Source organism: Streptomyces sp. NPDC002536 (genome assembly GCF_053594995.1).
Map to the genome: position 1 here is coordinate 41209 of NZ_JBSFWU010000059.1, position 7006 is coordinate 48214.

Sequence of the window (7006 nt, forward strand, 5' to 3'; positions counted from 1 at the left end):
TCCGGTGAATCCCACTCCTCGTGTACGGAGCCTCCCCCACCGCTCCTCCACCAGGGCGGACGGTCTTCCCGGTGGATCAGCTCATGCCGGTGCTCCCGTCAGCGTGTGCGTGATGTGGTCGGCAAGGCGGGGCAGCCAGTCGGCCCGGGCGTTGCCGAGGAGGTGATCGCCGTGGGGGACGGACAGGTAGGTGCCGTGCGGTGCCAGAGCGGCCAGGGACTCGCCGTTCGTCACGCCGGGTATGACGTCCTGGCCTCCGTCCACGACCAGCAGCGGGGCTGCGATGCGCGGTGCCAGGGCGGAGAGGTCCACGTGACGGGCGAAGTCCCGGGCGGCGTCGGTCCCTCCGGCGCGGCGGGCCATGATGTCCCGCACCGGCGGGGGCAGTTCCTCCCAGTCGAGGCGGAAGGGGCCGCTGACGGTTGCGACCGCTGCCACACGCGGCTCCAGTGCCGCGGTCCGGGCCGCGAAATAGCCGCCCAGGCTCAGGCCGACGAGCCCGATGCGTGCGACGCCGAGGGCGTCGACGACTCGGCCGACGACCTGCTCGTAGTCCGGTTCGAGGGTGGTCGTGGCCGTGAGCACGCCCTGCCCGGGGCCGTCCATCGCGAACACCGCCAGGCCTCTGGCCAGCAACGAGGATGCCAGATCGAGGAATTCCTCCTTGGCCGAGTCCAGGCCGGGGACGATGACCACGGTGCCGGGGGCGTTGGAGGGGCCGCGCAGCCAGCCGGTGAATCCCTCGCCGCTCACGCGCCGTACACCGGGCTCCAGTACGGAGAATGCCCGGCTCAGGGCGTGGTCCGCCTCGGCGGCGGCGCGCGGCGCCTCCGCGTCCTGCGCGAGCGTGGCGAGGTGGAACCACCGGGCCGCCATCAGGAGATGCTCCCCGGCCGCAAGGGGCGATCCCGCCGCCTGTTCCGCGCGCTCCAGGTGGGCGTTTCCGGTGTGCAGGAAGGACGGGGCCCAGTCGGCGACGGAGGCGAGGCTGTCGGTGACGCGGCGGTATTCGTGCGGGTCGATTCCCGCGCCGGTGGCGCGGGTCCACTGGGCGGCGGCGAACTCGGGGGCGTTCATGGTGTTCATCGCGTTCATCCCGTCGTCAGGACGGCCTTGCCCCGGATCCGGCGGTCCCGCAGGTCGACCAGCGTGTCCGCGGTCTCCGTCCAGTGGGCGATCCGGCCGATCTCGGGGTGCAGCCGCTCCTGTTCCACGAGGCGCACCAGTGTCGCGAGATCGGAGTCGTAGGGAGCACCTGCGTAGTGGAAGTGCTGGATCGTCACGCGCTCCGGCCCGCTCAGCAGGTCGAAGAAGTCGAGGGTCACCGGGGTGCGGCTCGCCTGGCCGAACCAGACGAGCATGCCGCCGGGGCGCATCTTCGAGAGGGCGAGCGGGAGGTTCGGCCCGCCCGTGGACTCCAGGACGACGTCGAACGGCCCTTGAGCCGCCGCCACTTCGTGCACCACCTCCGCGCCCAGCTCCGCGAGCCGCTCGCCGCGCACCGGCGTGGCCGTCACCACGGTCAGCTCGGCTCCGGCCGCGACGGCCAGCTCGGTGACGTAATGGCCGACGCCGCCCGAGGCACCGGTCAGCAGCACCCGCTTGCCGACCAGGGAACCGGCCGTACGCAGCAGCCGCAGGGCGGTGATCCCGGCCAGCGGCAGGGCTGCCGCCCGTACGCTGTCGATGCTGTCCGGGAGCACCGCGAGGGAGTGGGTGGGCACGGCCGCGTACTCGGCCCAGCCGCCTTGCGCCGGATGCCCGACCACGCGGGTGCCGACGCCGGGACCGGAGCCGTCGGCCGCCGCCTGCACGACGAGGCCGGCAATGTCCTTGCCGGGCAGCAGCCCCGGCCGGGGGTGTTCGAGGAGGAACGTCTCGCCCCGGTTCGGGGCGAACGCCTCGACCTTGATCAGCGCCTCACCGGGCTCCAGGGCGGGCTGGGCGACCTCGGCGAAGGCGACGGGATGTGCCATGTCCCCCGTGGGAATCAGTCTTTGCATGCCGGGAATACAACCTCCGCGGCCGCTCCGTGATCCAACAACGTACACACAAGGCTGACAGCTTTTGGTTGTCACCTATGGTGGGAGCCATGGATCTCGACATGGCGCAGGTACGTGCCTTCGTACGCGCCGCCGAGGAACTGCACTTCGGACGGGCGGCAGGAACGCTCGCCATCTCCCAGCAGGCGTTGTCCAAAAGGGTCGCGCGCCTGGAAGCCCTGCTCGGCACCGAGCTGTTCCAGCGCGGCGGCCACGGGGTACGCCTCACCGAAGCCGGAGAACGCTTCCTCCCGCCGGCCCGGCAGACCCTGGCCACAGCCGACGCCGCCGTCGCGGCGGCAGTGGGGAAGAAGGACCGTCCGCTGCGCGTCGACGTCTGGGGCCACCTCTACGCACCGATGCGGACACTGGCCCAGGTCGCCGGGCGGGACGGGGAGCTCGTACTGGGACACGGGCGTGATCTGCCATCAGTGACGGCGGCGTTGCTGCACGGCGACATCGACGCGGCCTTCGGCCGGGTCCACCCCCCGCTGCACGCCGGGCTGGCGCACCGCCTCGTCCGCCTCGAACCGGTGGACGCCGTACTGAGCGCAGACCATCCGCTCGCAGCCGAACCGGCCCTGAGGCCCGACCAGTTGAGCGACAGTGTGCTCTGGGCGCCCAGTGCACTGGACCGGCTCGACTTCCTCCACCAGTTCGCCGACCGATTCGGCATCCGCAGCACTGCCACGGGCGTCAATCTGGGGCTCACCCACTTCCTCGAAGACGTGGTCGGCAACCCGCATCTTTTCTCGCTGCTGCCCGCCGACGTGCCCCTGCCGCACATCCCCGGACTGCGCTCCGTCCCGCTGGTCAACCCCACGCCGCTGTACGCCTGGTCGCTGCTGTGGCGCACCGGCAACGGGCACGCAGGGCTGGACAGACTCACCGCCGACTGCGCCGCGCAGGCAAGGCAAAGCCGATGGCTGGAGTACGACCCGGCGCACGACTGGCTGCCTGAACCGCCCGCGACCACTCCCCCGCCCCGGTGAGCAGCAGCACTGCCTGACGTGCACCTTCTCCCCACGTAACCTCTTCCTGTGTCAGCCTCCCGCCTGCATCGCGTCGCCGTCCTTGTGCTCGAGGGCGCGAAGCCGCTCGATGTCGGCATTCCCGCGCAGGTCTTCACGACCCGCGCGAGCATGCCGTACGAGGTGCGGGTGTGCGGGGCGACGCCCGGTCCTGTGGCCGGCGGCGACGGCCTCGCGTACCACGTCGCCCACGGCCTCGACGCCCTTGCGTGGGCCGACATCGTCTTCGTCCCCGGCTACCGGTTCCCGGACCGCGACGACCCGCCGCAGGCCGTCGTCGACGCGCTGATCGCCGCCCACGACCGGGGAGCGCGGCTCGCCGCCATCTCGACGGGCGCCTTCGCACTCGCCGCCACGGGCCTGCTCGACGGCAGGCGCGCCACGACGCACTGGCACTACACGCGGGCACTCGCGGCCAGGCATCCGCTCGTCCAGGTCGACGAGAACGTGCTGTTCGTCGACGAGGGCAGCGTGCTCACCTCCGCCGGCGCCGCCTCCGGCATCGACCTGTGCCTGCACATCCTGCGCGGCGACCTCGGAGTGGCCGCGTCCAACCACGCGGCCCGGCGTCTGGTTGCGGCCCCCTACCGCAGCGGCGGTCAGGCCCAGTACGTGCCGCGCAGCGTCCCCGAGCCGCTCGGCGAGCGGTTCGCCACCACCCGCGAGTGGGCACTGCACCGGCTCGGCGAGCCCCTCACCCTCGACATACTGGCGCGGCAGGCGGGGGTCTCGCCGCGCACGTTCTCCCGGCGCTTCGTCGAGGAGACCGGCTGCACGCCGATGCAGTGGGTGATGCGCGCCCGCATCGATGTGGCCCGCGAACTGCTGGAGCGGTCGCAGCGGAGCGTCGAGCAGATCGCCGCCGATGTCGGGCTCGGCACCGGCGCGAATCTGCGGCTGCACTTCCAGCGCATCCTCGGCACCACCCCGAGCGAGTACCGGCGCACCTTCACCCTCGGCGAGTAGCCGGCCACCGCGTGGCGGGATCCTTTTGAACAGTGGCGGTCCCGCCACTGTCCGCGGCGCCGGCCGCGGGCGAGTCTGGTGGCGAAGGGAAGGGACATCACTCATGACTCGCATCGCCATCAACGGATTCGGCCGCATCGGGCGCAATGTGCTGCGCGCACTGCTGGAGCGCGACAGCGCCCTGGAGGTCGTCGCCGTCAACGACCTGACGGAGCCCGCCACTCTCGCCCGGCTGCTCGCCTACGACAGCACGGCCGGCCGGCTCGGGCGCCCGGTGACCGTCGACGGGGACGCCCTCGTCGTCGACGGCCGCCGGATCACGGTGCTGGCCGAGCGCGAACCGGCGCAGTTGCCGTGGGCCGAACTCGGCGTCGACATCGTCCTGGAGGCCACCGGCCGCTTCACCTCGGCGAAGGCGGCGCGTGCCCACCTCGACGCGGGCGCGAAGAAGGTACTCGTCAGCGCGCCGTCGGACGGCGCCGACGTCACGCTGGCGTTCGGGGTCAATACCGACGCCTACGACCCGGCCGTGCACACGATCGTCTCGAACGCCTCCTGCACCACCAACGCGCTCGCGCCGCTGGCCAAGGTGCTCGACGAACTCGCCGGTATCGAGCACGGGTTCATGACGACGGTGCACGCCTACACGCAGGAGCAGAACCTGCAGGACGGTCCGCACCGCGACGCCCGCCGTGCCCGGGCCGCCGGCGTCAACATCGTGCCGACCACGACCGGCGCCGCCAAGGCGATCGGTCTGGTGCTGCCGAGCCTCGACGGCAAGCTGTCGGGCGACTCGATCCGCGTACCGGTGCCGGTGGGTTCGATCGTCGAACTCAACACGACCGTGGCCCGCGACGTGACGCGCGAGGATGTGCTGGCGGCGTACCGCGCCGCGGCGGAGGGGCCGCTCGCCGGCGTCCTGGAGTACTCGGACGACCCGCTCGTGTCGTCGGACATCACGGGAAATCCCGCCTCTTCCATCTTCGACTCGGCCCTCACCCGCGTCGACGGACGCCACGTCAAGGTGGTCGCCTGGTACGACAACGAGTGGGGCTTCTCGAACCGCGTGATCGACACGCTCGAGTTCCTCGCCACCCACTGAGCTGACCTGATCCGTCGCCTTTCCCCGACAACACAGCGCCCCCGCCCGGTCACAGGCAGGGGGCGCTTCGCTCAGCAGTGGGTCAGGTCACCTGGTGCATTCGGCGAGGCCGATGATGAGGCCGCCGAAGACTCCGCCCAGGACGGCTTCGGGCTGTCCCAGGGCGGCACCGAGGAGGCCGAAGGTGGCTCCCTCGCCCATCTTGTCTCCGATGCAGTTCATGCGGCCCCTCTTGTCGCCGGCCGCTGCGGGCCGCATCATGGCGGCCGTCTTCATCAGGGTCTTCCTCGTGGCGGCCGGTGCGGCTGCTGCTGCTTTCACCGAGAAGACCGGCGGGCTCATGGTGCCGGTGATCGTGTCGCCGGTGGCGCCTTCGATGGTCTGGGTCACCGTGTTGCCGGAGACGGTCAGGCCGACCTTGTGGGTCGTCCCGTCGGTGTCCTTCAGCGTGGTGGGGAGGATGGTGGCAACAGTGCCGTCGGTGTCCGTCGCGGTGACGGTGCCGTTGGACGACGTCACCCGGCTTCCCGCAGGAAGGATGAAGGTCTTCGTCGTAGTCGTGGCGAAGGTCTGCGGCTTCACATCAGGGCTGGTCGTACTGCCACTGCTGCCGGACGGGTCGGTGCTGGTGCGGGCGACGTACATGGTGGATCCGGCCGTCGAGTTGACGACGGGGACGGTGACGGTCGCGTCCATGGTCCACGGCTGGTTGTCGGTGTTGAACGTCCACGTTCCGGTGACCTTCTTGCCGACGGCCGCGAAGTCGACCCAGGCGTAGTTCTTCGGCGGGACCTCCACGGCGATGCCGTTGATCGTCGTCTCGTCGGAGGTGTACACCGTCGTGGCGGTCAGCTGGCTGGAGATCATCGCCTGGACCGGGGTGGAGACACCGAGGGAGGACGACAGGCCCGCGGAGAACGCCTGCGACCATCCGGAGTGGTAGATGGTGGTGAAGACCTGCTTCATGGACGAAGCAGTGTCGTTGTACCAGACCGACGAAGCGGGCTGGCGGGGCAGGACTTCGGGCTGCCCTTCGGACTTCTGCGTCCACGAACACGTGGAGGTCTTCTTGGAGCACAGGTCGGCGTAGTAGTCGAGGGCGAGCTGCTTCGCCTCGGCCGCCTTCGACGCGGGCACCGTCCACTCCTGGGCCGCGCTGCCGTTGCAGGCGTTGGGCTGGGCGAGGATCCCCCACAGGTGCAGGCCGCCCCGGTTGTCCATGCACCACTCGGTGCCGCTGCGGTCGTCACGGCGGACGATGCCGAAGGTGTTGGGCTTCCCGTCGACAGGGCGGAAGTGCCACTGCTCGCCGTCCTTGCCGCAGGACTGCTGTACGGCGGGCTGGGTGGCGTAGATGCACTTGCCGGAGGAGGTGCTGGCGATGTTGAACGTGCCGGGGTCGCCGAGCTTGATCAGGCGCCAGTTCGTGTAGTTGGTGCCGTCGGGGGTGACGGAGATCTGGTTTCCGTCACCGTTGCCGGTCGCATTGAGGGTGCCGTTGGCATTGGTGAAGGTATAGGCGTCGGTCGCGGCGGCTGCGGGAGTCGCGGTCACGGCGAGGACGGGTACGAGGAGAGTAAGGGCCGAGGCCGGCGCGATGAGGAGTTTCGCGGCTCTTTTTATCTGTCTGTTCATGATCACTCTCGATAATTCCTGTCAACTTCCACAACAAGCCGGTGAAATCAGCCTTCTGGCTACCGAGCGGGAAACGTAGTGCGGCGCGATGAAGCCTCGATAGGAAGGGGCGCACATATTTATGGCGCGCAGCCTGCCAGGAAGCGATGAAATCCCGATGAGATCGAGGGCCGACCGCCGGCCGCTATCGCCCTGCGATCAACGGCAACAGCAGCGCAGCGGACCAGCTG

General features: G+C 70.2%; 6 protein-coding genes. 3 read left to right on the forward strand and 3 right to left on the reverse strand.

From position 1 onward, the window contains the following. Positions 1–81: 81 nt before the first annotated feature. Positions 82–1077 carry an alpha/beta hydrolase family protein gene (locus ACWD4B_RS21825; protein ID WP_451422295.1) on the reverse strand — a complete coding sequence of 332 codons (996 nt, stop codon included), beginning with the start codon at positions 1075–1077 and terminating at the stop codon, positions 82–84. A gap of 14 nt (positions 1078–1091) precedes the next feature. After that, on the reverse strand, positions 1092–2003 hold the full coding sequence (locus tag ACWD4B_RS21830) for a zinc-binding dehydrogenase (protein WP_451422289.1): 912 nt from the start codon (positions 2001–2003) through the stop codon (positions 1092–1094). Between the two features lie 89 nt (positions 2004–2092). On the opposite strand from ACWD4B_RS21830, the gene ACWD4B_RS21835 reads away from it, so the two are divergent. From ACWD4B_RS21835 to gap, 3 genes are all read left to right on the forward strand, one after another. Continuing rightward, the gene (locus tag ACWD4B_RS21835) at positions 2093–3034 is read left to right on the forward strand and encodes a LysR family transcriptional regulator (RefSeq protein ID WP_451422290.1); all 942 of its coding nucleotides are present in this window, start codon (positions 2093–2095) and stop codon (positions 3032–3034) included. Positions 3035–3082: 48 nt separating this feature from the next. Beyond that, on the forward strand, positions 3083–4039 hold the full coding sequence (locus tag ACWD4B_RS21840) for a GlxA family transcriptional regulator (protein WP_451422291.1): 957 nt from the start codon (positions 3083–3085) through the stop codon (positions 4037–4039). Between the two features lie 103 nt (positions 4040–4142). Further along, on the forward strand, positions 4143–5141 hold the full coding sequence (gene gap, locus ACWD4B_RS21845; protein ID WP_451422292.1) for a type I glyceraldehyde-3-phosphate dehydrogenase: 999 nt from the start codon (positions 4143–4145) through the stop codon (positions 5139–5141). A gap of 87 nt (positions 5142–5228) precedes the next feature. On the opposite strand, the gene ACWD4B_RS21850 is transcribed toward gap, so the two are convergent. After that, positions 5229–6776 (reverse strand): RICIN domain-containing protein, encoded by a 1548-nt coding sequence (locus ACWD4B_RS21850; protein ID WP_451422293.1) that lies wholly within the window; start codon positions 6774–6776, stop codon positions 5229–5231. Positions 6777–7006: the final 230 nt, after the last annotated feature.